Source organism: Arthrobacter sp. P1_C12_2 (assembly GCF_056406415.1).
This window is the reverse complement of the sequence record NZ_JBFUAF010000008.1, coordinates 45,431-69,221: the sequence shown is the minus strand read 5'-3', so window position 1 is coordinate 69,221 and position 23,791 is coordinate 45,431. Positions and strand designations below refer to the sequence as shown.

The 23,791-nt window shown below is 67.3% G+C and carries 20 protein-coding genes; 11 read left to right on the top strand and 9 right to left on the bottom strand.

The window, feature by feature from the left end:
- The first annotated feature begins 4 nt into the window (after positions 1-4).
- Positions 5-1,504 (top strand): catalase, encoded by a 1,500-nt coding sequence (locus AC1DZQ_RS10550; protein ID WP_476963489.1) that lies wholly within the window; start codon positions 5-7, stop codon positions 1,502-1,504.
- 191 nt (positions 1,505-1,695) lie between these two features.
- Complete coding sequence (locus tag AC1DZQ_RS10545; protein WP_476963488.1) at positions 1,696-2,346, top strand: DUF2461 domain-containing protein; 651 nt, start codon at positions 1,696-1,698, stop codon at positions 2,344-2,346.
- Positions 2,347-2,354: 8 nt separating this feature from the next.
- On the opposite strand, the gene AC1DZQ_RS10540 is transcribed toward AC1DZQ_RS10545, so the two are convergent.
- The 6 genes from AC1DZQ_RS10540 to AC1DZQ_RS10515 all read right to left on the bottom strand — a co-directional run bounded on the left by AC1DZQ_RS10540 (position 2,355) and on the right by AC1DZQ_RS10515 (position 9,942).
- Positions 2,355-2,960, bottom strand: coding sequence for a TetR/AcrR family transcriptional regulator (locus AC1DZQ_RS10540; RefSeq protein WP_476963487.1), 606 nt, complete (start codon positions 2,958-2,960; stop codon positions 2,355-2,357).
- A 127-nt stretch (positions 2,961-3,087) separates the two neighbouring features.
- Positions 3,088-4,677, bottom strand: coding sequence for an amino acid permease (locus AC1DZQ_RS10535; protein ID WP_476963486.1), 1,590 nt, complete (start codon positions 4,675-4,677; stop codon positions 3,088-3,090).
- A 162-nt stretch (positions 4,678-4,839) separates the two neighbouring features.
- Positions 4,840-5,250, bottom strand: a complete 411-nt coding sequence (locus AC1DZQ_RS10530) for a DUF779 domain-containing protein (protein ID WP_476963485.1) — start codon at positions 5,248-5,250, stop codon at positions 4,840-4,842.
- Positions 5,251-5,331: 81 nt separating this feature from the next.
- The gene (exaC, locus tag AC1DZQ_RS10525) at positions 5,332-6,855 is read right to left on the bottom strand and encodes an acetaldehyde dehydrogenase ExaC (protein WP_476963484.1); all 1,524 of its coding nucleotides are present in this window, start codon (positions 6,853-6,855) and stop codon (positions 5,332-5,334) included.
- A 146-nt stretch (positions 6,856-7,001) separates the two neighbouring features.
- Positions 7,002-8,381, bottom strand: a complete 1,380-nt coding sequence (locus AC1DZQ_RS10520; RefSeq protein ID WP_476963483.1) for a GAF domain-containing protein — start codon at positions 8,379-8,381, stop codon at positions 7,002-7,004.
- Positions 8,382-8,496: 115 nt separating this feature from the next.
- Positions 8,497-9,942, bottom strand: coding sequence for an FAD-dependent oxidoreductase (locus AC1DZQ_RS10515; protein ID WP_476963482.1), 1,446 nt, complete (start codon positions 9,940-9,942; stop codon positions 8,497-8,499).
- 130 nt (positions 9,943-10,072) lie between these two features.
- On the opposite strand from AC1DZQ_RS10515, the gene rarD reads away from it, so the two are divergent.
- From rarD to AC1DZQ_RS10495, 4 genes are all read left to right on the top strand, one after another.
- Entirely contained in the window at positions 10,073-11,098 is a 1,026-nt protein-coding gene (gene rarD, locus AC1DZQ_RS10510) for an EamA family transporter RarD (protein WP_476963481.1), read from the top strand.
- 89 nt (positions 11,099-11,187) lie between these two features.
- Entirely contained in the window at positions 11,188-11,592 is a 405-nt protein-coding gene (locus AC1DZQ_RS10505) for a DUF7793 family protein (RefSeq protein WP_476963480.1), read from the top strand.
- Positions 11,579-13,111 carry a putative bifunctional diguanylate cyclase/phosphodiesterase gene (locus AC1DZQ_RS10500; protein ID WP_476963479.1) on the top strand — a complete coding sequence of 511 codons (1,533 nt, stop codon included), beginning with the start codon at positions 11,579-11,581 and terminating at the stop codon, positions 13,109-13,111. Before AC1DZQ_RS10505 ends, AC1DZQ_RS10500 begins: the two co-directional genes overlap by 14 nt.
- A 56-nt stretch (positions 13,112-13,167) precedes the next feature.
- On the top strand, positions 13,168-13,983 hold the full coding sequence (locus AC1DZQ_RS10495) for a methyltransferase domain-containing protein (RefSeq protein ID WP_476963478.1): 816 nt from the start codon (positions 13,168-13,170) through the stop codon (positions 13,981-13,983).
- Positions 13,984-13,994: 11 nt separating this feature from the next.
- Here the strand turns inward: AC1DZQ_RS10495 and AC1DZQ_RS10490 are convergent, their stop codons facing one another.
- On the bottom strand, positions 13,995-14,867 hold the full coding sequence (locus AC1DZQ_RS10490) for a universal stress protein (protein WP_476963477.1): 873 nt from the start codon (positions 14,865-14,867) through the stop codon (positions 13,995-13,997).
- 191 nt (positions 14,868-15,058) lie between these two features.
- Between AC1DZQ_RS10490 and AC1DZQ_RS10485 the strand changes: the two genes are divergently transcribed.
- Entirely contained in the window at positions 15,059-15,841 is a 783-nt protein-coding gene (locus AC1DZQ_RS10485; protein ID WP_476963476.1) for an AMIN-like domain-containing (lipo)protein, read from the top strand.
- Positions 15,842-15,992: 151 nt separating this feature from the next.
- Here the strand turns inward: AC1DZQ_RS10485 and gabT are convergent, their stop codons facing one another.
- Both gabT and AC1DZQ_RS10475 read right to left on the bottom strand, forming a co-directional pair.
- On the bottom strand, positions 15,993-17,348 hold the full coding sequence (gene gabT, locus AC1DZQ_RS10480; RefSeq protein ID WP_476963475.1) for a 4-aminobutyrate--2-oxoglutarate transaminase: 1,356 nt from the start codon (positions 17,346-17,348) through the stop codon (positions 15,993-15,995).
- Between the two features lie 77 nt (positions 17,349-17,425).
- Positions 17,426-18,856, bottom strand: coding sequence for a gamma-aminobutyraldehyde dehydrogenase (locus AC1DZQ_RS10475; RefSeq protein WP_476963474.1), 1,431 nt, complete (start codon positions 18,854-18,856; stop codon positions 17,426-17,428).
- Between the two features lie 146 nt (positions 18,857-19,002).
- Here AC1DZQ_RS10475 and AC1DZQ_RS10470 point away from each other — a divergent pair, with 146 nt between their 5' ends.
- The 4 genes from AC1DZQ_RS10470 to ppk2 all read left to right on the top strand — a co-directional run bounded on the left by AC1DZQ_RS10470 (position 19,003) and on the right by ppk2 (position 23,782).
- Entirely contained in the window at positions 19,003-20,445 is a 1,443-nt protein-coding gene (locus AC1DZQ_RS10470; RefSeq protein ID WP_476963473.1) for a PucR family transcriptional regulator, read from the top strand.
- A 103-nt stretch (positions 20,446-20,548) separates the two neighbouring features.
- Positions 20,549-21,862, top strand: coding sequence for an MFS transporter (locus tag AC1DZQ_RS10465; RefSeq protein ID WP_476963472.1), 1,314 nt, complete (start codon positions 20,549-20,551; stop codon positions 21,860-21,862).
- Positions 21,859-22,539 (top strand): FadR/GntR family transcriptional regulator, encoded by a 681-nt coding sequence (locus tag AC1DZQ_RS10460; protein ID WP_476963471.1) that lies wholly within the window; start codon positions 21,859-21,861, stop codon positions 22,537-22,539. The genes AC1DZQ_RS10465 and AC1DZQ_RS10460 overlap by 4 nt, the downstream gene beginning before the upstream one ends.
- A gap of 373 nt (positions 22,540-22,912) precedes the next feature.
- Positions 22,913-23,782 (top strand): polyphosphate kinase 2, encoded by an 870-nt coding sequence (gene ppk2, locus AC1DZQ_RS10455; RefSeq protein WP_476963470.1) that lies wholly within the window; start codon positions 22,913-22,915, stop codon positions 23,780-23,782.
- The last annotated feature ends 9 nt before the right edge of the window (positions 23,783-23,791 follow it).

Here is a 23,791-nt window from a genome sequence, read left to right as displayed (position 1 = left end):
AACGATGACTGAGATCATCTCTGCGCCCGCCGTGTCCACGACACAGTCCGGTGCTCCCGTCACTTCCGACGCCCACTCCAAGTCCGTCGGCGCCGACGGCGCGATCATCCTGACCGATCACTACCTGATCGAGAAGCTCGCGCAGTTCAACCGCGAGCGCGTCCCGGAGCGCGTCGTGCACGCCAAGGGCGGCGGCGCCTTCGGTACGTTCAAGACCACCGAGGACGTCTCGAAGTACACCGCGGCCGCACTGTTCCAGCCCGGTGTTGAGACGGACATGCTCATCCGCTTCTCCTCCGTTGCCGGCGAGGCAGGCTCCCCCGACACCTGGCGCGACCCCCGCGGTTTCGCCGTGAAGTTCTACACCACCGAGGGCAACTACGACCTCGTCGGCAACAACACGCCGGTGTTCTTCATCCGCGACGGCATCAAGTTCCCGGACTTCATCCACTCCCAGAAGCGCCTCCCCGGCACCCACCTGCGCGACGCCGACATGCAGTGGGACTTCTGGACCCTCTCCCCCGAGTCGGCCCACCAGGTCACCTGGCTCATGGGCGACCGCGGCCTGCCGGCCTCCTGGCGTGAAATGCAGGGCTACGGCTCGCACACCTACCAGTGGATCAGCGCCGAGGGCGAGCGGTTCTGGGTCAAGTACCACTTCAAGTCCAACCAGGGCGTCAAGTCCATGACCGGTGACGAGGCCGAGGCCCTGGCCGGCGCCGACGGCGACTTCTACATCCGCGACCTCCAGGAAAACATTGCCGCCGGCAACTTCCCGTCCTGGGACCTGCACGTCCAGGTCATGCCATACGAGGACGCCAAGACGTACCGCTTCAACCCCTTCGACCTCACCAAGGTGTGGCCGCACGCGGACTACCCGCTGGTCAAGGTCGGCACCATGGAGCTGAACAAGAACCCGGAGAACTACTTCGCTCAGATCGAGCAGGCAACCTTCGCGCCGTCGAACTTCGTGCCGGGCATCGCCGCTTCCCCGGACAAGATGCTGCAGGCCCGCATCTTCTCCTACGCGGACGCTCACCGCTACCGCGTCGGCACCAACCACGCCCAGCTCCCGGTGAATGCGCCCCAGAGCCAGGTCAACAACTACAGCCAGGACGGCGCCGGGCGTTACCACTTCAACGCTCCGTCCGTTCCGGTGTACGCACCGAACTCCGTGGGCGGCCCGACTGCGGTTGAGCCTGGCGTTGCAGGCGGCGGCTGGGAGAACGACGGCGAGCTCACGCACTCCGCGCACTCCCTGCACGCCGAGGACGGCGACTTCGGCCAGGCCGGCACGTTGTACCGCGAGGTGTACAACGATGGCGAGAAGGCCCGCCTGCTGGAGACCGTCACCGGCGCCGTCAGCGGCGTCAAGAACGCCGGCATCAAGGAACGCGCCATCCAGTACTGGACCAACGTCGACGCCGAGTTCGGCGCCAAGCTGCGCGCCAACCTCGGCGCCGGACAGGTTGAGTCCGACGCCGAGGCCGCCAACAAGGTCTGATTCCCCGGCTGCGTCGAGGGTTGCCTGACGGCCGGCCGCTTTGATAGCCGGCCTTGAATGCAGGCTGCCGGTGACCGCTTGAGCCAACAGAACGCCCCGCCACGGACTTCCGTGGCGGGGCGTTCTGCCGTTATCCACATGGGTGCGCGCGCCCCTCGCCGCCGTGTGCCGCGGCTCCGTAGGATTTGGGCATGACCGCATTCACAGGCATTCCATTCGCCGGCATTCCAAGTGACGCCTTCCGGTTCTACGCCGATCTTGAACAGAACAACAACCGGGACTGGTGGCTGGAGCACAAGCCCGTCTACGATGCCGCGGTGAAGGGGCCGCTGACCCAGCTGCTGGCCGAGCTGGAGCCACGCTTCGGCCCGGCCAAGCTCTTCCGCCCCAACCGGGATGTCCGGTTCTCGCCGGACAAGTCGCCCTACAAGACCGCGCAGGGGGCCTTCGCGGCGGTGGACGAAGGGGTCGGTTTCTATATCCAGCTCAGCGCCGACGGCCTCCTGATCGGCGGCGGCTGCCACACCCACACTCCCGCCCAGCTGGCACGCTTTCGCGGTGCCGTGGATGACCCCGCCAGCGGCGAGGCCCTCAAGGCGATCGTGCGGAAGGTCGAGACGGCAGGGTTCGCGGTGGAGGGCGAACGGCTGAAGACAGTGCCGCGGGGCTTCGACAAGGACCATCCCAGGGCGGAGCTGCTCAAGCACAAATCCCTCACGGCCGGGGTCAATGTGGGCCAGCCGGGCTGGCTTGCCGGGCCCGGGGCGGTGGAGGAAGTGGCACAGCGCTGGGAGGAACTGCGTCCCCTCGTGGAGTGGGAGGGCCGCTACGCCGCTCCCTGAGGTTCAGCTCAGATGTGCTGGCCGTCGGTGGCGAGGCGCCTGTCGAGGTTGTTGAAGAAGACCAGCATCATCAGCTCAAAGGCCTTGCTGGCCTCCTCGGGCTGGTTGTTGACGACGAAATCGAACTGGAGCCCGTAGAACGCGGCCGTGAACAGGCGGGCGTCGGTGTCCGCGAACTCCGGCTGGATGCCCTGGATGATCAGCCAGTCCCGGGACTTCTCGTGCAGCATCCGGAAGTGCTCCTGGGCGGTGCCGCGCGGCMCCGCCGCCACAACATCCTGCGCTGTCGCCTCAAATTCAAGCCGGGCCAGGTGCCGGTTGCGCTGCGCCATGGTCCACTGCCAGGACTCAAGAAGGAAGGCGCGCCACGCGTCCCGGTCGATGTCCCTGACGTCGGTGGCGCGGATGCTGTCCAGCCGGGATTCGATGCCGCGGATGATCTCGTTGATCAGCTGTTCGCGGTGCCCGAAGTGGTACACCAGGACGTAGCTGCTGACGCCCAGCCCGTCGGCGAGGCTGCGGAACGTCAGCTCCGCCAGGGTCTTGTCCATGAGGTAGTCGAGAATTGCCGACAGCAACTCTGATTTGCGTTCCGGTCTTGCTGGGCGGGCCATGTGTCCATCTTAGGGAGCGCCGCGCCCAGACGCCGAAGTCGCCGGAACCGTACGATTACGCCGGAAGATTCCAGCGAATTCGCACCGCTCCGGCGACTTCGGTGTGGCGGGGCCGTTCGCTTCGCGGTCAGGAGCGGGTGAGCGCGTCCTCGTCGTCCTCCGCGGACGACGCGGCCGACCCGGACGACGCAGCCGCGTTGACGGCGCCTGCCGTGCCCGGGCCGTTCACCGAAGCACGGGCTTCGGCGAACTTTTCGTTGAGCCGGGAGTGCCGCTGGCCGTAGGCGAAGTAGATCGCAACACCGATCACGAGCCAGATGGCGAAGAAGATCCAGGTTTCCACTGCCAGGTTCGTCATCAGGTACAGGCAGAGGACGGCAGAGACGATCGGGAGCACCTTGCCGAACGGGACACGGAAGGCCGGCTTCAAGTCGGGGCGCTTCTTGCGCAGCACCAGGATGCCGAGGCTGACCATCACGAAGGCGGACAGGGTCCCGATGTTGATCATTTCCTCGAGCAGGTCCACGTTGGTCAGGCCGGCAACGAGTGCCACCCCGGCCCCGCAGATGATCTGCAGGCGGGCCGGCGTCCCCCGCACCGAGCTGGTCTTGGACAGGGAGCGCGGAAGCAGGCCGTCGCGGCTCATCGCCAGGACCACGCGGGAGAGGCCCATGAGCAGCACCATGATGACCGTAGTAAGGCCCACGAGGGAGCCAAAGGCGATGACCTTGGCGGCGTCGGTATTGCCTACGGCCTCGAAGGCGGTGGTGAGCGTCGGGTTCTTGGCCTCAGCCAGCTTCGTGTAGGACACCATGCCGGTCAGCGCCAGCGACACGAGGATGTAGAGCACCGTAACGATCGCCAGGCCACCGAAGATGCCGCGGGGCAGCGTCTTCTGCGGGTTCTTGACCTCTTCGGCCGATGTGGCGACGACGTCGAAGCCGATGAAGGCGAAGAAGACCAGGGCGGCGCCGGCGAAGATCCCGAGGGTTCCGTACTGGGCCGGGGCCGCGCCGGTCAGGAAGCCGAAGAAGGACTGCTTGAGGACATCCGCGGTTCCGGTGCCTCCGGTCGGCTCGGACGCCGGGACGAACGGGCTGTAGTTTTCGACCTTCATGTACGTGAAGCCGACGACGATCACGAAGAGGACCACCGCGATCTTGATGAGCGTGAAGATGTTGCCGACACGGGCGGAGAGCTTGGTCCCGAGGACCAGCAGCACGGTGAAGATGGCAACAATCAGGAAGGCGCCCCAGTAGAGGTCGATGCCGCCCAGGGAGATCGACGGCGGAATGTCCACGCCCATGAGCGCAAAGACTTTACTGAGGTAGATGCCCCAGTACTTCGCGATCACGGCGCCGGCCGTGAAGAGTTCGAGGATCAGGTTCCAGCCGATGATCCACGCCAGGATTTCACCCATGGTCGCGTACGTGAAGACGTAGGCCGAGCCTGCCACCGGGATGGCTGTGGCGAACTCGGCGTAGCACATGATGGCGAGCGCGCAGGTGACGGCGGCGATCGCGAAGGAGATGGTGACGGCGGGGCCGGCGAAATTCGCCGCGGCCTTGGCACCGACCGAGAAGATCCCGGCGCCCACAGCAACCGCGACGCCCATGATCATGAGGTCCCACGTGCTAAGCGAGCGCTTCAGCTTGCGTCCGGGTTCATCGGCGTCGGACATGGACTGCTCGATGGATTTGGTCCGGAAAAGGTTCATAGGAAGGTCCGCAATCTCGATAACTGGTTTGGAAACAGACCTATCCATACTAGTGTCCATCCACTGGGCGGCCCGATTTGTCCCACATAGTGAGACGAAGGCTCCGGTCGGAGCAGCCGGAAAGGCTGCTTCGCAGCGGCCCTGACCGGTCCGGGAGCCGGGTCAGACGGGCCAGTTTTCCATCAGTGTGGAGCGGATCAGGAACCGTTTGCCTTCCGGCGCTTCCACCGAGAAACCGCTCCCCCGGCCAGGGACGACGTCGACAGTCAGGTGCGTGTGGCTCCAGTAGTTGAACTGCTCCCGCGACATCCAGAATTCCAGCGGCTGGGGCTGGAGCCCGTCCGAGATGTCGAACAGGCCCAACAGGACGTCGGAGTCGCCGGTCAGGAACTCCCCCGCCGGATAGCACATGGGTGAGGACCCGTCGCAGCAGCCGCCGGACTGGTGGAACATCAAAGGCCCGTACTGTGTCCAGAGCTTGCGCAGCAGTTCGGCTGCTTCAAGGGTGAGCGCCACGCGGGAGAAGTCCTCGCCGTCGCGCGTGATGGCGGCGTCGATCCTGGTTTGGGTCATCGGGGTCTCCCTGGCTGGTCCGGAAAGTGGTACGGGCGGGGCGGATCACTGCCGATCCGCCCCGCCCGGGTCAAAAGCGGCTTAGAAGAAGCCGAGCTTGTTCTCGTTGTAGCTGACCAGGAGGTTCTTCGTCTGCTGGTAGTGGTCCAGCATCATGGAGTGGTTCTCGCGGCCGATGCCGGAGGACTTGTACCCGCCGAACGCGGCACCGGCCGGGTAGGCGTGGTAGTTGTTGACCCACACGCGGCCGGCCTGGATCTCGCGGCCGGCACGGTAGGCAACGTTGCCGTTGCGGGACCAGACGCCTGCGCCGAGGCCGTAGAGGGTGTCGTTGGCGATCCCCATGGCGTCGTTGTAGTCACTGAAGCGCGTCACGGACACCACGGGGCCGAAGATCTCCTCCTGGAAGATCCGCATCTTGTTGTGGCCCTCGAAAATGGTGGGCTGCACGTAGTAGCCGCCGGCGAGGTCGCCGGACAGTTCGGCACGGGCGCCACCGGTGAGCAGCTTGGCGCCTTCCTGCTTGCCGATGTCGATGTAGGAGAGGATCTTCTCCAGCTGGTCGTTGGAGGCCTGGGCGCCGAGCTGCGTCTCGGTGTCCAGCGGGTTGCCCTGGACGATCTTCTGCACCCGGGCGATGGCGTCGGCCATGAAGGAGTCGTAGATGCCGTCCTGGACCAGGGCGCGGGACGGGCAGGTGCAGACCTCACCCTGGTTGAAGGCGAAGAGCGTGAAGCCCTCCTGGGCCTTGTCGTAGAACGCGTCGTTGGTGTCGGCGACGTCGTTGAAGAAGATGTTCGGGCTCTTGCCGCCGAGTTCCAGGGTGACCGGGATCAGGTTCTGGCTGGCGTACTGGCTGATCAGGCGGCCCGTGGTGGTTTCGCCGGTGAAGGCGATCTTGCGGATCCGCGGGCTGGAGGCCAGCGGTTTGCCGGCCTCGACTCCGAACCCGTTGACCACGTTGACCACGCCGGCCGGCAGGATGTCACTGATCAGTTCCATCAGCACCAGGATCGAGGACGGCGTCTGCTCGGCCGGTTTCAGCACGACGGCGTTGCCCGCTGCGAGGGCCGGGGCGAGCTTCCAGACGGCCATGAGGATCGGGAAGTTCCAGGGGATGATCTGGCCCACGACGCCGAGGGGCTCGTGGTAGTGGTAGGCGGTGGTGTCGTCGTCGAGCTGGGACAGCCGGCCCTCCTGGGCGCGGACGGCGGAGGCGAAGTAGCGGAAGTGGTCGGCGGCGAGCGGAATGTCAGCGTTGAGGGTCTCGCGGATCGGCTTGCCGTTGTCCCAGGACTCGGCGACGGCGAGCATCTCGGTGTTCTCATCGATCCGGTCGGCAATCTTGTTCAGGATCGCGGCGCGCTCGGCCACGGAGGTCTTGCCCCAGGACGGTGCAATCTTGTGGGCGGCGTCCAGCGCCAGCTCGATGTCCTCGGCGGTGCCGCGGGCCACCTCGCAGAAAGCCTTGCCGGTCACCGGGGTGATGTTCTCGAAGTACTGGCCCTTGACCGGGGCAACCCATTCGCCGCCGATCCAGTTTTCGTAGCGGTCCTTGAAGGTGACCTTCGAGCCGTCGGTTCCGGGCTGGGCATAAACAGTCATTGCTAGCTCCTTTGCTGTGCAAGATGGGGGCAGCAAGGCGCTTCCGGTCCCCGTTGCACCCAGCGTAGGCGCGCGAAGGTTGCAGTCAGGTTGCAACCGCGTGAGCCAGGTCACTGGACGGGCATTCCGGCGGGCACCGCGACGGCTCAGGCGCTCAGTTCCCGGTCCAGCCGTTCCAGATCGGCGACGACGGCGGCGCGCCTGGGCGAGCGCGGTGCCAACAGCTTCAGCGCGGCGCTGCGGACGTCGACGTCGTCCTTTGCCTCGGGCAGCGCGGCGTACTTCAGGAGCGATTCGGCGCTGCCGTCCGTCAGCAGGGCCTCGCGCATCAGCGCGGAGACCCTGGTCCGCAGCTCCACGATGCCGGGCGCCTCGGAGCGGGGCAGCACGGCGCCGCGGTAAATTTCCAGCGCTATCCGGTGGGCGCCGCGCTGCAGGCAGTCCAGCACCTGTCCGGCGTCGGGAACCAGGTCCAGCGGCAGACGGTAAGGGCGTGATTCCGGGACGGCACCGGGATGGAGCTGCTGAAGTACCTTGCGCAGCCGCACCATCTCCGCGCGCAGCGTCATGGTGGAGGCCTCCCCGGGGTAGAGGAGGGCGCAGAGCTCCTCCGCATTCAGCCCCGCGGGGTGGGTGCTGAGCAGGGCCAGGATCTCGCTGTGCCGGCCGGACAGGGCCACGGTGCTGCCGTCGATGCTGAGCAGGGCCTGGTCGCGGCCGAGCAGCTGGAGGCTGTTGCGGTAGAGGCTGTCGGCGCCCGGGCTCCCGGACGTTTTCGGCGCCGAGCTCCGCCGCCGGGACGCCGGGGACTGGCCTGCGGCGGCCAGCTGCAGCCGCTCCACCCGGAGATGTGCCTGGGCCGCGGCGACCGTCGCCTCAACGAGCGACAACGTATGCGGTGCCACGGCCGACTCCGTGCCGGTGATGTCCACGACCCCCAGCAGGGCGCCGGAATCAGGGTCGTGGAACGGCACGGCCGTACAGCTCCACGGATGGACGGAGCGCTTGTAGTGTTCGGCGCCGGAGATCTGGATTCCCCGGCCCAGGGCCAGCGCGGTGCCGGGGGCGCTGGTGCCGACTTTCGCCTCGGACCAGTCTGCGCCCGGGACGAACATCATGCCCTCGGCCCGGCGCCGCAGGGCGGCGTCGCCTTCCACCCAGAGCAGCCGGCCCACCTCGTCGCCCACGGCCACCAGCATTCCGCTGTCGTGGCTGGGCAGCACCAGCAGCTTGTGGATCACGGGCATGATGGCGGCCAGGGGGTGCTGGCGGCGGTAGTCTTCGAGTTCCTCGCGGTCCATGGCCAGCGGCGCCTCGGGGTTGTCCGGGTTGGCGTGCAGCTGCGCGGAACGTCGCCACGACTCCTGGATCAGGGTGCTGAGTCCAGGCAGTTGCAGGTTCTCCGGGAAAACGAGCCCCTGCGAGTCGAGGTCCTCGTGCCCGGCGCTGGCATGCTGCTGGCGCAGCGCTGCGGTGACCCCGCCTGCTGGCGGTAACAGTGCTGCGGGATGGACCAGTTTCCTCATTGAACTCCCACCGGACGGGCTCGACGGCGTGCCGAAGGCCGCCTCGTCCGGCCCAGTCTAGTTCCGCACGGGGGGTTTGGAAACGCGCCGGCCTGCCGTCTCAGGCGGTCACAGGCTACCCGCGGGAAATCTCGATCATGTCCTCGCGCGGCACTACCTTGATGCGCTCCCGTTCGATCCCGCTGGCGGAGTCCGCCGCGGACCATTCGGCGCCGAGGGCGAGCTCGTGGGCATCGAGCTTGATCCACCCCTCCCACGTGGTGTACTCGATGCCGCGCTCCTGGAGCAGGTCGATGATGGCCTGCGGGTCCGGGTTCTGAGCCGGCGGCAGGGTCAGCCGGTCCTCCAGCAGGAAGCCGATGGTCTCCAGCGCGTCGCCCTTGGTGTGGCCGATCAGCCCGACGGGCCCGCGCTTGATCCAGCCCGTGGCGTAGATACCGGGCACGGCGTTTCCCTCGGCGTCGAGCACGCGGCCGCCTTCGTTCGGGACGACGCCGCGGCGGGCATCGTATTCCAGCTCATCCAGGGGCGAACCGTGATAGCCGATCGCGCGGTAGACGGCCTGGACCGGGTAGTCGAGGAACTCCCCGGTGCCCTTGACGTTCCCGGTGCCGTCCAGCTGCATGCGTTCGAACTTGATGCCGGCGACCTTGCCGGGGTTCGCGGCGTCGTCTGTTGTTCCATAGATTTCGACGGGGCTGTGCAGGAAGTGCAGGTGCAGCCGGCGGGAGGACGGCTCCTCGGCCTCGGCATGCTCCTCGACGAGCCAGTTCGTCAGGGTGTTGACCATGGTCCGGATCTGGTTGTTGCTGCGGATGGCCTCGTCCGAGGCCTCGTCGAACTCGAAGTCCTCCGGATACAGGACGATATCCACGTCCTTGGCGTGGCTGAGTTCGCGCAGCTCCAGCGGCGTGAACTTCACCTGGGCCGGGCCGCGGCGGCCAAACACGTGGACGTCGGTGACCGGCGAATCCTTCAGCGCCCGGTAAACGTTGTCCGGGATTTCGGTGACCAGTAGTTCATCGGCGTGCTTGACGAGCATGCGGGCCACATCGAGGGCCACGTTTCCGTTGCCGATCACCGCAATCTCCTTGGCCTCCAGCGGCCAGTCACGCGGCACGTCCGGGTGGCCGTCGTACCAGGAGACGAAGTCTGCCCCGCCGAAGGAACCCTCCAGGCCGATCCCGGGAACGTCCAGGTCCGCGTCCTTGATGGCTCCGGTGGAGAAGATGACGGCGTCGTAGAAGGCACGGAAGTCATGCAGCGTCAGGTCCCGGCCATACGTGACGTTGCCGAGGAACCGGATGTCGCCGCGGTCCAGGACCTTGTGCAGCGCGTTGACGATCCCCTTGATCCGCGGATGGTCAGGAGCCACACCGTAGCGGATGAGGCCATAGGGTGCCGGATATGCCTCGAAGAGGTCGATGCTGACCTGGAAGTTGCCGTCTTTGACCTCATTGGACTTCGTCAGGATGTCCGCGGCGTAGACGCCGGCCGGACCGGCGCCAACAATCGCGACACGGAGGGGACGGGAGGAGGTGGATTCGGCCGAGTTGGACACCGGGAGCCCTTCTGAGTCTTAGGGACAGCGCCAGTAGATACAGCGCACAGGCCCCTATTCTAAATGTCACCGGCTCGCTCGTGCTCCGATTGGCAGGAATAGGCTCCGCGCCGGTGGTGTTATTGATCTTGTGCCTAAGCCCGAAGGATCCTTCTCCCCCGCCCCACTGACAGCGCCGGTCGGCTCCGCCGCTGGAGCAGGGCCGGTACCGGCCCGGCCGGCGGGCCCGGCGCCGGTCGACAAGGACACGACGGCGGGAATCCTGTTCGGCATCGGCGCCTACGGGCTCTGGGGGCTGCTGCCCCTGTACTTCTTTGTCCTGCATCCGGCCGGCGCGGTCGAAATCGTCGCCAACCGGGTGGTCTGGTCCCTCTTGTTCTGCGTCCTGCTCGTCACCGTCACGCGGTCCTGGCGGGTGCTGGCGGCTGCTTTCCGGAACCGGACGGTGATTGGCCCGCTGTCCATCGCCGCTGCCCTGATCGCGGTGAACTGGCTGACGTACACCTACGGCGTGACCACCGGCCAGGCCGTCGAGGCCTCCCTGGGCTACTTCATCAATCCGCTGGTCTCCGTGTTGCTGGGCGTCTTCGTCCTGAAGGAGAAGCTGCGGCCGCTGCAGTGGGCCGCCGTCGGCATCGGTTTCGTAGCCGTCGGGGTGCTGACGGTCTCCTACGGCAAGCTCCCCTGGATCGCGCTGACGCTTGCGCTGAGCTTTGGCCTGTACGGATTCGTCAAGAAGCGGGTGGGCCCGCGGGCGGACGCGGTCACGAGCCTCACCGTGGAGACGATGGTGCTGGCGCCAGTGGCTGGGGCCACCATGATCTTCCTCACGGTCAGCGGGGCGGCAACTCTGGCCTCCAACGGTGCGGGGCATTTCTGGCTGTTGGTGGCGTCGGGCGTCATCACCGCCGTGCCGCTGCTGTTCTTCGGGGCCTCCGCCCGCCGGCTGCCGATGACCACGATCGGCCTGCTGCAGTACTTCGCGCCCGTGCTGCAGTTCATCGTGGCGCTCGTCGTGTTCAAGGAAACCATGACACCGGACCGCTGGGCCGGTTTCGGCGTCGTCTGGCTGGCGCTGCTGGTGCTGACCGTGGACATGCTGCACACGGCCCGGAAGAACTCCGTGACCCGGAAACTGGCCCGCGCCGCCGCCTAGCAGTACTGCCCCGGCGCCTTAGTGGCCTGCGCACCACGGCCGGTGCGTTAGTGTCATCATGAATGGACACGTTGGGGCGAAATTGAGGATTGCTGGTGCCAGAAGAGGATCGTGAAACTCCGGGCGGGCGCGACATCTCGTCCCTGGACTTCGACAGCAGCGGCATCCTGCGCCTTCAGTGGGCCCGGGGCGTGGTGATTGATGCCCCCAACGCCCAACTGGCCATGGACCGTGTCAATGAATTGTGCGCAGGCCGGCCCACGCCGCTGCTGATCGACATGGCCACCACGGAGTCCGTCAGCCGGGCCGCCCGGGCTGTGTTCGCCAAGCGCTGCGACGCCTCGGCAATCGCGCTCCTCGGCTCGTCCGCCGTGGACCGGGTCCTCGCCAACTTCTTCCTGGGCGTCAATTCCGCACCGGTTCCGACCCGCTTTTTCACCAACAGCGATGAGGCGGTCCGCTGGCTGACCTCGCAGAGCTATGACGGGGCGTGATGATGACCGCCGCCTCGAGGAACTCGTGGACGGCATCGTCGTCCTGTCCTCGGGTGATCTGTCGAACCGTCTGCCTGTCTCACCGGCACGGGACGGGATAGACGCCGTCACCACAGGCATCAACCTGCTGGCCGAAGAGCTCCAGAGCATGTACGAGGACTTGGAAGTCCGGGTCGCCGAGCGGACCGCGCTCCTGGAGGCGGCCAAAGCCGAACTTCGGCGCGTCATCAATACCGATGAGCTGACCGGCCTGGCCAGCCGCTCGCTGCTGCAGGAAAAAGTGGCAGAAGCCGTTGCCGGGGCTGGGCCGGGCCGCCAGCCGGCCCTCATCCTGCTGGACCTCGACTCCTTCCGGCTGATCAACGACAGCCTCGGCCATGCCGCGGGGGACTCGGTGCTGCGCGAGGCGGCCCTGCGGCTGAGCGCGGCGGCCGGACCCGGCCACTTGATCGCACGCCTCAGCGCCGATGAATTCGCCGTGCTCGTCGCGGACCAGGACACGGAGTCCGTGCTGGAGACCGCGGCCCGGCTCGGCGAATCGTTGAAGGACAGAATCGTCGCCGGCGGTGTGGCGGTCACTCTCACGGCCGGCACCGGTGTCCGGCTGGGGGAACCTGGCCTGAGAGGTGAGGAACTCATCCGCGATGCCGACATCGCCATGCACGAGGCCAAGAAACGCGGCCGGGACACCCTCCTGGTGTTTTCCGCGGCCATGCACGAGGCCGCCAAGCAGCGGGTCCACCAGGTGGCGGAGCTGCGGACGGCACTGGCGATGGACCAGCTCGAGCTGGAGTACCAGCCCATCATGGACCTGCGCACCGGCGCGATTGCCGGCACCGAGGCCCTGATCCGCTGGCGCCACCCCGCCTTGGGCCTGCTGGCGCCGGACACCTTCCTCGACGCCGCCGACGAGGCCGGGCTCACCGTGGAAATCGGCCACTGGGTGCTCCGGAACGCCATCGCACAAACCGGCCGCTGGAAGTCCGATCCGGGGCTTCCGACGGGCTTCAGCACGCACATCAATCTCTCCCCCGCGGACCTGCACCACGTCGATCTGGCGCCCTATGTCGAAGGCCTGCTGGCCCAACACGGCGTCGATCCCTGCCATATCTCCATCGAAATCACCGAGACCGCGATCATGCGCGGCGGCCCGGAAGTGGCAGCCACTATGCAGTCGCTCAATGACCTCGGCATCCGGATCGAGATCGACGACTTCGGCACGGGCTATTCCTCCATCAGCTACCTGCGCACCCTCCCTGCCTCGCAGGCGAAGATCGACAAGTCCCTGCTCGACGGACTGACCACGGACCGCCAGCAGGAGGCCTTCGTCGCGGCAATCCTCCAGCTGATTCATTCGGCCGGACTGGGCGCCGTCGCCGAGGGCATCGAGGACAGGGAACAAGCGAACAGGCTGCGGCAGCTGAACTGCGAATTCGGCCAGGGGTACTTCTTCAGCCGTCCGCTCCCGGTGGCGGACATGACGGATCTGCTCGCGCACAGAGACGGCGCCGTCGCGTGAGCGGACCCGTTCCGGCGCACTCGCGCAGACCGGGCACACGCACAACAGGAACCCGCGTGCACACGGCGGCAGACACGTTCCGGCTGGCGGCCAGGGTCGCCGTACTCTCCCTGCACCGTCCCAGCCGCCCGGACCGGCGCTGGGATGCCTTCTGGCGCGGAATCTCGCAGGGATCCCTCAGGGAACCGATCATCTGGGATGCCGCCCCCGGCGCCGTGAACGGGGAGATCCGGCACCACCTGCAGACAATGGCCGGCGCGATGGACACCAGCCTTCCGGTGATCGATCTCGGCTGCGGGAACGGCACCATCACACGGCGGCTCACCGAAGTCTTCCCCTCGGTCCTGGGCGTCGACGTCTCAGCCGAGGCCGTGGCAGCCGCGCGTGCAGCGCAGCCGCAGGTCCCGGGCCTCAGTTTCCGGAGCCTGGATGCCACGCAGCGGGCCGCGGCGACTGCGCTGGCGCGCGAATGCGGCGACGCCAACGTCTTTGTCCGCGGCGTTCTCCATGTCCTTAGCCGGCGACGCCAGGCGCGCCTCGCGGGCTCCATCGAAGCGCTCCTTGGCACCCGGGGCCGGATCTATCTCGTCGAGACGAATGTCCCGGGCGGCGCCCTGAGCTACCTGCGGGGACTGGGAGCCACCGGCAGCCGGATCCCGGGGCCGCTCCGCCAGGCCATTTCCGCCCTGCCGAAACCTGGCCACTTCGGCGCCGGGCAACGCTCGCGCGTGTTTCCTCCAGACCGCTGGACCCTCATCGCGGAAGGCTCCACCGTACTGAAGACAGTACCGATGGAGCCCGGCGGACCGCCCGGCAGCATTCCCGCGTACTGGGCGGTCGTGGCCCCGCGGCCCCAGACCTCCGGGAACTAGACCTCCGGGAACTAGACGGCCGGGAACGTATCCACTTGCTGGTAGTCGCGCGGGACCACGACCATCGGGACGGGGAGAGCCCGCAGCACCTTGTAGGCCGTGCTGCCGATGAACAGCTTGTACTTCTCCGCCAGGCGGGAGGATCCCACGATCATGACCTCGCCGTCGTCCCATTCCAGGTCGTCGATCGCTTCCTCGATCGACCGGCCGTGGGCGACTTCCACACTGACGTGGTGGCCCTCCGGCAGGCGCTGCGCGGCGGCGGTCAGGACGGTGTTGGCGTGGATGTGGGCAGCGTTGACGTTTTCCCCGCCGTCCCCCTCGACGTCCAGTTCCACGAGGGAGACCAGCCGAAGCGGTACCCCGCGGCGTTCGGCGGATTCGATCGCAACGTCGATCGCCGCCTCCGCTCCGACCCGCTGGCCCACGGCGAGGGTCAGGCGCGTGACGGCTTCGGTCCGGCGGTAGCCGCGCGGCGCCAGCGCCACCGGAACCGGGGCGGCGTGCAGCAGGGCGTTGGCCACGTTGCCCACGGTATGGCGCTTGAACAGGCCGCTGCTAGCGGCACCCACTACGATCAGGCCTGCCCTGTACTCGAGTGCGGCCTCGATGAGACCAGCTGCGAACGATTCCGCCTGGCGGACGTGGAAGTGCGCCTCCAGTCCTTCAGGGACCAGCTCCATCCCCTGCCGTTCCGCCGAGCGGATCTGCTGCTCCGCGGCGCTGACCTGGTTTCCTTCCGAATTCATCGCCACATAGGGCGTGTGCCGGTCCACCACATAGACCAGGTCGAGATGCGCTCCCTGCGCCCGGGCCATGGCCGCGGCCAAGGCAACGGCGTCTGCACCGCGTTCGGTGGGTGTATAGCCGACTACGTATCGCATGTATGAACCCCTTATGGGTCTGGGGCAGATGCCAGCTGCGCCCCGGGAGTTCCGGGCGACGTCGGCCGGTCTGCGTTCCTGCAGTGGATAGGAACGACTCTAGTCCAGCGGACCCCCCAAAGGTGGTGACTATTGACCCTGAACAGCACAATCTTCCCGGCCTACGCTGGGATGGTCGAGGGGAGCGCATCATGAACGCCATTCGCAACCGCAGGACCCGGTCGCGGACTGCGGGACTGGGAACTCTGACGCTCCTGCTGGTCCTGACAGCCTGCACGCCGCCGGCCCCGCAGCCCTCCGCCGGCAGCCAGCCGCCGTCGCAGCCTCCCACCGCCTCCACCAGCCTGACGGCCACCCCGTCGCCGTCGGCAACCGGCGACGCCGACGAAACGGCACCGCCGCAGCCCGGGGACAAAGTGATTTCCTCCAAGGTCACGCACGACTGGTCGGTGCCGGGGCCCACCACCCCGTTCCACACCGACCATGAGAACCCTGTGCCGATCGCGCCTCCGCCGGCGGCGCCGCTGCCGACGCTGTACGCCATCGGCGCGGGCCAGCACCCCACCGACGCCCCGCCGTATGACCAGCTGAGCTTCCGGTTCTCGGGCGGATTCCCCAGCTACGACGTCGAAATGGTCCCTGAACTCGTCGATGACGGCAGCGGCCTGCCCATCCCGATGCCCGGCACGGGAACCCTCCTCGAGGTGACGTTCCGCGGGGCCCAGTCGCACACCGCGGACGGCACGGCCAGCACCGTGACCAGCGCGCCCGCGCCGGCCATCGGGTATCAGGCGCTCACCAGCTACGCACCGGCCGGGGACTTCGAGGGCGTGGTGAGCTACGGCATCGGGGTCGGCCATCCGATGGGCACCGTCCCGGAGACGAAAGTGCGCGTCACCGAGGTGGAGAAGATCGAGCAGGGCCAGCACCTGTATGTGGTGGCGATCCAGCTGGATGCGACCGCCTGGAAGTAGGGCGGATTTAAGGCCAAGAAAAGAACAGGACGGAAACAGCGGAGGAGCCGCGGACAAGATGTCCGCGGCTCCTCCGCTGTTTCCCCGTTGTTCGGGCAAGACCGGGTCTGCCCGGAAGGGATCGCCTTCCCGGCAGCTCATAAGGCTTGGGTTAGGCGTTGGCCTTGATGGCCGCGGCCAGGACCGCGAGGCCGTCCAGCAGCAGCTCGTCGCTGATCACCAGCGGGGGCAGCAGGCGGATGACGTTGCCGTAGGTGCCGCAGGTGAGGATGATGACACCCTCCTTGAGGCAGGCTGCGGCGACGGCCTTGGTCAGCTCCGGGTTCGGCTCCTTGGAACCGGCCTGGACGAGTTCAATGGCCAGCATGGCGCCACGGCCGCGGACGTCACCGATCACAGGCTGCTCAGTTGCGAGTTCGCGCAGCTTGCCGAGGGCGATCTGCTCGATGTGCTTGGCGCGGCCGTTGAGGTCGTACTGCTCCATCGAGCCGATCGAGGCCAGCGCCGCCGCGCACGCCACCGGGTTGCCGCCGTAGGTGCCGCCGAGGCCGCCCGGGTGGACGGCGTCGAGGAGGTCGGCGCGGCCGGTGATGGCGGAGAGCGGCATGCCGCCGGCGATGCCCTTGGCCATGGTGATGATGTCCGGGACAACACCTTCGTGGTTCACGGCGAACCATTCGCCTGTGCGGCAGAAACCGGACTGGACCTCATCGGCGATGAAGACGATGCCCTTGTCCTTGGCCCAGTCCGCCAGTGCGGGCAGGAACCCGTCGGCGGGGACAATGAAGCCGCCCTCGCCCTGGATGGGCTCGATGATGATCGCGGCGACCTGCTCGCCGCCAATCTGCTTCTCGATCATGGTGATGGCGCGCTTGGCGGCCTCGGCACCGGTGATCTCCGGGTTTTCCTCGCGGAACGGGTAGCTCATCGGCATGCGGTAGACCTCGGGCGCGAACGGGCCGAAGTTGGTCTTGTACGGCATGGCCTTGGCGGTCAGCGCCATGGTCAGGTTGGTGCGGCCGTGGTAGGCGTGGTCGAACGCGACGACGGCGTCCCGGCCGGTGGCCAGGCGGGCCACCTTGACGGCGTTTTCGACGGCCTCGGCGCCGGAGTTGAACAGCACCGTGCGCTTTTCGTGGTCGCCCGGGGTGAGGCGGTTCAGCTGCTCGGCGACGGCGACGTAGCCCTCGTACGGGGTGACCATGAAGCAGGTGTGGGTGAAGTGCTCCACGGCTTCCTTCACGGCGCCGACGACGGCGGGGTCCGAGGCGCCGACGCTCGTCACCGCGATGCCGGAGCCGAGGTCGATGAAGGAGTTGCCGTCGACGTCGTGGATGATGCCGCCGTCGGCGTCGGCCACGAAGACCGGGACGCTGGACGCGACGCCGGCGGCGACGACCGCCTTGCGGCGCTCGGTCAGGGCAACGGACTTGGGGCCCGGGAAGTCGGCCTGGACGCGGCGCTTCTGCTCGAGCCGGTAGGTGATGTCATGTGCGGTGGTGGTCATGGGAAGGCCTTCCTAAGCGTGCGGTTGAGGCGCGCGAGTTATGCGTCAGGTTGAGTTGGCAGCGTTACGCGGCTGCGTTATGCGTCGAGCGCACTCATGACGTGCTTGATGCGGGTGTAGTCCTCGACGCCGTACATGGACAGGTCCTTGCCGTAGCCGGACTGCTTGAAGCCACCGTGCGGCATTTCGGCCGTGAGGAGGATGTGGGTGTTGATCCAGACGGCACCGAAGTCGAGGTCCCGGCTCAGGCGCATTGCGGTGCCGTGGTTCGTCGTCCAGACGCTGGAAGCCAGGGCGTACTCGACGTCGTTGGCCAGCTCCACTGCCTCGTCCTCGGTGCTGAACTTCTGCACCGTGATGACCGGGCCGAACGTTTCCTTCTGGACGATGTCATCGGTCTGCTTGGCGCCGGTGACGATGGTGGGCTCGAAGAAGAAGCCCTTCTCGCCCGCGCGGTGGCCGCCGGTCTCGATCTTGCAGTTGGCAGGCAGGTGCTCGACAACGGAGGTGACCGCGTTGAAGTGGTTGACGTTGTTCAGCGGGCCGAAGTAGTTGTCTTCGTCGTTCTGCGAGCCCGTGTGCAGGGTCTTGGTGTGCTCCACCATGGCGGCGACGACGTCGTCGTGCACCGAATCCTGGACCAGGACGCGTGTAATGGCTGTGCAGTCCTGGCCGGCGTTGAAGAAGGCGAACTCGGCAATCGCCGCGGCGCTCTTCTTGATGTCGGCGTCGGCGAAGACAATGGCCGGGGCCTTGCCGCCGAGTTCCAGGTGGGCGCGCTTGAGACCCTTGGCGGCACCCGACGCGACGGCGATGCCGGCGCGGACGGAACCGGTGATGGAGACCAGGCCGGGGACCTTGTGCTCCACCATCATGGCGCCGGTCTCGCCGGTACCGAGGACAACGTTCAGGACGCCGGCCGGGAAGATCTCGCCGGCGAGCCGGGCCAGGACCAGGGTGGATTCCGGGGTGGTGTCGGACGGCTTGAGGACCACGGTGTTGCCGGCGGCCAGGGCGGGCCCGATCTTCCAGATGGCCATGAGGAACGGGTAGTTCCACGGGGCCACCTGGGCCACGACGCCGATCGGCTCGCGGCGCACGTAGGAGGTGTGGCCTTCGAAGTACTCGCCGGCGGACTTGCCTTCCATGATGCGGGCGGCGCCGGCGAAGAAGCGCAGCTGGTCGGCGCCCGCGGCCACTTCCTCGGACGCGATCAGGGAGCGGACCTGGCCGGTGTTGCGGTGCTGGGCCTCCACGAGCTCGTCGCTGTTGGCCTCGACGGCATCCGCGAGCTTGAGCAGCATGAGCTGCCGCTGCCCGGGTGTGGTGTGCTTCCAGGTCTTGAAGGCGTCTTTGGCTGCCGTCATGGCGGCGTCGACGTCGGCCTGCACCGAGATCGGCGACTGCGCCACTACGTCGCCGTTGGTGGGGTTAACGATGGGCAGCATCCCTGTACCGGCGGGGGTGACGAACTCGCCGTTGATGAAGTTCTGCAAGGTTTGAACCACGGTGTACAACCTCTTTCTTACTGCCAATGACGGATGTGTGACTGGTCACGAGCCTATGCCAGCATGGCAAGGCAGGGAATAGGCACCTGCACACCATCCCCGCAGGACTTTAGTGCGCTTGCCCAGCACCCGGCTATCCTGAATCCATGGCCATTTCACTCGCTGCCCTACTGGGAGTTCCGTCCCTGCATCTGACCAAGGCCGGACTCGCCGAAACCACCTGGCACCAGGACATTCTTTGGGTGGCCGTCACCGAACAGGAGGATCCGCAGCGGTTCCTCAATGGAGGCGAACTGATCCTGACGACGGGGATGCGGCTCAAGAGCGCCGCGGAGCAGCGCCGGTTCGTGCGTCAGGTCCAGCGGGCAGGTGCGGTGGGCATCGGGTTCGGGGTCGGCCTGACGCACGACGCCGTGCCGCCGGCCCTGATCGCCGAGGCCAACCGGTGGGGTCTGCCGGTGGTGGAAGTGCCGTACGAGACACCGTTCATCGCGATCGGAAAGCTCGTGGCCGACGCCCAGTCCGCGGACCACCTGGTCAAGCTCGAGCGGCTCATCGCCGGGCACCAGATCCTGGCCCGTGCCCTCCTGACCGGCGGCGGCCTCGCCGAGCTCCTGAAACACCTGGGGTCGATGCTGCGCACCGAGATCGTCCTGACCCAGTTCACCGCCCAGCTGTACAACAGCGTTGCAGGCCACCCGGCGCCCAAGGCCGAGGGCTGGGCGTCCTACCCCATCCCCACGGGACGCCGCGACGCCTGCACGCTGTGGGTGAAGCAGCCGTTCGAGGACTCGGGCATCGTAGGCTACGCCCAAAACCTGATCAGCGTTGAGCTCAACAACATGGTCAAGCAGCGGCAGGCGCAGCGGGCTCTGGCSGGGCAGGTCCTCGACGACGTCATCCACGGGACACTGGAGGCGTCCGAAGCCACCCGGCGCCTCGCCGGCGTCGGCATCAACAGCACCCGCAAGAACGTGGTCCTGCTCGCCGAATCGGCCGCCCACCAGAAACAGCTGGGGAGCTCTTCGCTGCCCCAGCCACTCGCGGCGGCGGTCGGCGCCGTCGTCGGGAAGGACCTCGTGGTGGTGATGCCCGACGACGGCAGCGGCGCCAGCGCCCTCGCCCGCAGCCTCAGCGACCACCTCGCCGAGGCCGGGATCCACGCCACGATCGGCATCGGCGGAGCCTACACCAAGCCCAACGGCCTGCGCTGGAGCTATTTCGAGGCCCGCGACGCGGCCAGCCACGGCCTGCCGGTCAACGAGCCCGAGCGGCTGAGCCTGACCTCGCTGCTGCTGGCCAGCGAGGACGTTCCGCTGGCGGACATGGCCAACGAATCGCTGAACCCGCTGCGGGCCTTCGACGCGGCGCACAGCGCAGAACTCATGGCCACGCTGGAAAGCTACCTCGGCAACAACGGCTCGGTGGCGGCCGTCGCCGAGGAACTGACCCTGCACCGCAACACGGTCCGCTACCGGCTGGCGCAGATCACCGAACTCACCGGATACGACCCGGCACAGACAGCGGACCGGGTGCAGCTCTGGCTTGCACTGGCAGTGCAGCGGCTCAGCGCCCGGCACCCGCGCTGACCGCCGCAGCGCCCGCACCGGCAACGCCTCCGGCACGTGTCATGTGCCGAGATATTCGCCACTAAAAGCTGGGTCCCAAACATCAAACGTCTAACCTTTACTTATGGCTAGCAGCACGGCGGTTTCCGCACTTTCCCAGACAGCTCCACCCGGCGCGGTCCGCCCGCGCGGCGTGATCGTGGCCGGCGTCGTGGCGCTCGTGCTCATCGGGCTCAACCTGCGCGCCGGCATCACCGGCGCCGCCGCGCTCTTCCACGACCTGCAGACCGTCCTGGGCTACGGCCCGCTGATCGCCGCCCTGATCCCCTCGATCCCCACACTGTGTTTCGCGGTGGCCGGAGCTGCCACGTCCTGGCTTACCCGGCAGCTGGGACTGGAAAAAGCCATCCTGCTCTCCCTAGTGATGCTGGCGGCGGGGCTGCTGCTCCGCGGAGTCCCGTCCACCGGCATGCTGCTGGCCGGCACCGTGGCGGGGATGTCCGGGCTGGCCATCTGCAACGTGGCCATGCCCTCCTTCATCAGGGTTCACTTCGCGGACCGCACGTCCCTCATGACCGCCGTCTACACATTGACCATGACCACAGGCGCCACCGTCACCGCCGTACTGATCGTTCCGGTGGCCCAGGCCCTTGGCTCGCCCTCGGCCGGCGTCGGCTCGATCGGCTTCCTGGCCCTGGGCGCCTGCCTCGGCTTCCTCCCAATTGCTGTGCACGCCCACCGCAACGCATCCGCCGGCAAGGCAGCCCGGGTTTCCCCATGGCCCCTGCTACGGACCCGCACCGGCGCGCTGATCACCCTCGGCTTTACGGTGCAGGCGCTCCTGGCCTATGCCGTGCTCAGCTGGTTCCCCTACATGCTGGCCACGATGGGCCTTACCGCCTCCGACAGCGGACTCATGTTCGGACTCATGCAGCTCGTCTCCGTCCCCGCCGGCATGGTGCTGGTCGCCATCGGCTCACGCCCCCGGATGCTGCGGACGGCGTTCTACATGGCCACGGTGACCATGGCCCTCGGCGTCCTGGCCATGCTGGTGCTGCCGGCTGCCTGGGCACCATTGACCGCGGTGCTGCTGGGCTTCGGCCTCGGCATCTTCCCGCTGGTCATGGTGATGATCAGCCGCAGCGGCCGCACCACGGCCGAGACCACCGCCCTGTCCACCGTGGCCCAGTCCGCCGGGTATCTGCTGGCGACGCTCGGGCCGTTCGGCATGGGCCTGCTGCACAGCGCCACCAATTCCTGGACCCTGCCCTTGGCCCTGCTGCTGGCAGTGGCCCTCGGCCAGATCGCGGTAGGCCACCTCCTCTCGGCGGGACCGAAGGAGCTGCGCGCCAAGGACCTGAGGGCCAAGGAACTGCGGGCCGCCACCCCGCACTCCTCAGAAGGAACTGCGCACTCTTCAGAAGGAACCCGGCGATGACACTCACAGCTTCGCACCGGCCGCCGCTGGCGGAGGAAATCACTGCCAAGCTGCGGGCGCTGATCCACTCGGGCGAGTGGCCGCTGCAGCAGCGCATTCCGGCCGAACCTGAGTTGATGGCCGCTTTCGGGGTCTCCCGCGGCACTCTGCGCGAGGCCATCAAAGCGCTCGCCCACAGCGGAATGCTCGAGGTCCGCCGCGGGGACGGCACATACGTCCGCGCCACGAGCGAAATCGCAGGCGCCACGCAGCGGATGTATGAGGACCACTCCCAGGAGCACATCCTCGAGGTCCGGGTCGGGCTGGACACCCAGGCGGCCCGGCTTGCCGCCCGCCACGCGACGGCCGACGACCTCACCGCCCTGCGCGGTTTGCTCACCGCCCGCCGTGCCGCCTGGCTGGGCGAGGACTACGCCGCGTGGGCCCGGGCCGACTGGGACTTCCATGCGCGCGTGGCGCAGGCGTCCGCCAACCCGCTGCTGCATGAGCTGTATGTCAGCTTCGGCAGCGTATTCCACAATGATCTGCTCCGCCAGCAGCGTCGGGGAGGCTTCAACGGCCTGCCGCACGAGGGCCACGACGAACTCGTGGCCGCGATTGCCGCCCGGGACGAGGCAGCCGCCGTCGAGAGCGTCACCCGGAACCTGAATTCCTGCGCGGAATGGCTCCAGGAGTAGCCTTAGGGTTTTCCCAAGGTGAACGGAAGATGCTCTGTCTCAGTGGCGGCCGCCACCCGTGCACCGGCCTCGCGGCCAGGCTCGCGGGCACGCGGGTTCCCGCCATCATCGGCGTCAGCGCCGAGTCCAGACGGCCGGCCCCTGCGCCCAGCAGCAGGGGCCGGCTCGGCTGTGGCCCCTGGTTCCGCCGGCACTCCATTAGGGTCTTAGTGCCGTAGACCGGACTCCGGCCGCAGTCAACACTAAGAGTGGCAGGACGCCGCACGAAGGTGCCCGCGATAGGAGCACCTACGCCCCGGTCCCGGGACGAAGGTGCCGGTCCCGTGGGATGACAGTCCGGACAGATGACAGTCCCGCCGGGTGGCGCAGGGTTGTGATTTACCTCAGCAAGTACGTCGCGAGGAGGTCGATGGTGGGCAAGAAGAAGAAAAAGACCAAGGGCGCCGACGGACAGGACGAGCGCGCCGGGAAGAAGATGCGCCGCAAGGAGTACGAAGCGGAGATGGCTGTCCTGCAAGGCGAGCTGGTTGCCATGCAGGAGTGGGTGAAGTCCACCGGAGCCAAGGTCTGCATCGTCTTCGAAGGCCGCGACACGGCCGGCAAGGGCGGCACGATCAAGCGGATCGTCGAGCGGGTGAGCCCCCGGGTGTTCCGCGTCGTGGCGCTCCCCACCCCGACGGAGCGGGAGAAGTCGCAGATGTACCTCCAGCGCTACATGTCGCACTTCCCGGCGGCGGGCGAGGTAGTCATCTTTGATCGCAGCTGGTACAACCGTGCGGGCGTGGAGCGCGTGATGGGATTCTGCACCCCGGAGCAGACCCAGAGGTTCCTCGACATGACTCCGATGGTGGAGAAGGCGATGGTCGACTCCGGCATCATCCTGCTCAAGTACTGGCTCGAGGTCAGCGCGGACGAGCAGACCCGGCGGCTCACGAGCCGCATGGACGATCCCCGCAAGACCTGGAAATTGTCTCCGATGGACCTTAAGTCCTACAAGCGATGGTACGACTACTCCCGAGCCAGGGACGCCATGTTCGAGGCGACCGACACCGCCTGGGCACCGTGGTACATCGCGCACAATGACATCAAGAAGCGTGGCCGGCTCAACATCATCAGCCATATTCTCAGCCAGGTGCCCTACGAGCCGTTCCCGGGACTCGACGTCGAGCTCCCGAAGCGCCAGAAGGCTGGCGATTACAGCGAGCCTGCGCTGGCCGTGCGCCACATCCCGACCCCATTCTGAGCAGCGCCC

What these genes read in the sequence shown, in the direction of transcription:
- AC1DZQ_RS10485 (WP_476963476.1), top strand. Translation starts at nt 15,059, where the DNA reads ATGAACGCCATTCGCAACCGCAGGACCCGGTCGCGGACTGCGGGACTG.
- exaC (WP_476963484.1), bottom strand. Translation starts at nt 6,855, where the DNA reads ATGACTGTTTATGCCCAGCCCGGAACCGACGGCTCGAAGGTCACCTTC.
- AC1DZQ_RS10545 (WP_476963488.1), top strand. Translation starts at nt 1,696, where the DNA reads ATGACCGCATTCACAGGCATTCCATTCGCCGGCATTCCAAGTGACGCC.
- AC1DZQ_RS10490 (WP_476963477.1), bottom strand. Translation starts at nt 14,867, where the DNA reads ATGCGATACGTAGTCGGCTATACACCCACCGAACGCGGTGCAGACGCC.
- AC1DZQ_RS10520 (WP_476963483.1), bottom strand. Translation starts at nt 8,381, where the DNA reads ATGAGGAAACTGGTCCATCCCGCAGCACTGTTACCGCCAGCAGGCGGG.
- AC1DZQ_RS10530 (WP_476963485.1), bottom strand. Translation starts at nt 5,250, where the DNA reads ATGACCCAAACCAGGATCGACGCCGCCATCACGCGCGACGGCGAGGAC.
- AC1DZQ_RS10500 (WP_476963479.1), top strand. Translation starts at nt 11,579, where the DNA reads ATGACGGGGCGTGATGATGACCGCCGCCTCGAGGAACTCGTGGACGGC.
- AC1DZQ_RS10465 (WP_476963472.1), top strand. Translation starts at nt 20,549, where the DNA reads ATGGCTAGCAGCACGGCGGTTTCCGCACTTTCCCAGACAGCTCCACCC.
- AC1DZQ_RS10535 (WP_476963486.1), bottom strand. Translation starts at nt 4,677, where the DNA reads ATGAACCTTTTCCGGACCAAATCCATCGAGCAGTCCATGTCCGACGCC.
- AC1DZQ_RS10460 (WP_476963471.1), top strand. Translation starts at nt 21,859, where the DNA reads ATGACACTCACAGCTTCGCACCGGCCGCCGCTGGCGGAGGAAATCACT.
- gabT (WP_476963475.1), bottom strand. Translation starts at nt 17,348, where the DNA reads ATGACCACCACCGCACATGACATCACCTACCGGCTCGAGCAGAAGCGC.
- AC1DZQ_RS10550 (WP_476963489.1), top strand. Translation starts at nt 5, where the DNA reads ATGACTGAGATCATCTCTGCGCCCGCCGTGTCCACGACACAGTCCGGT.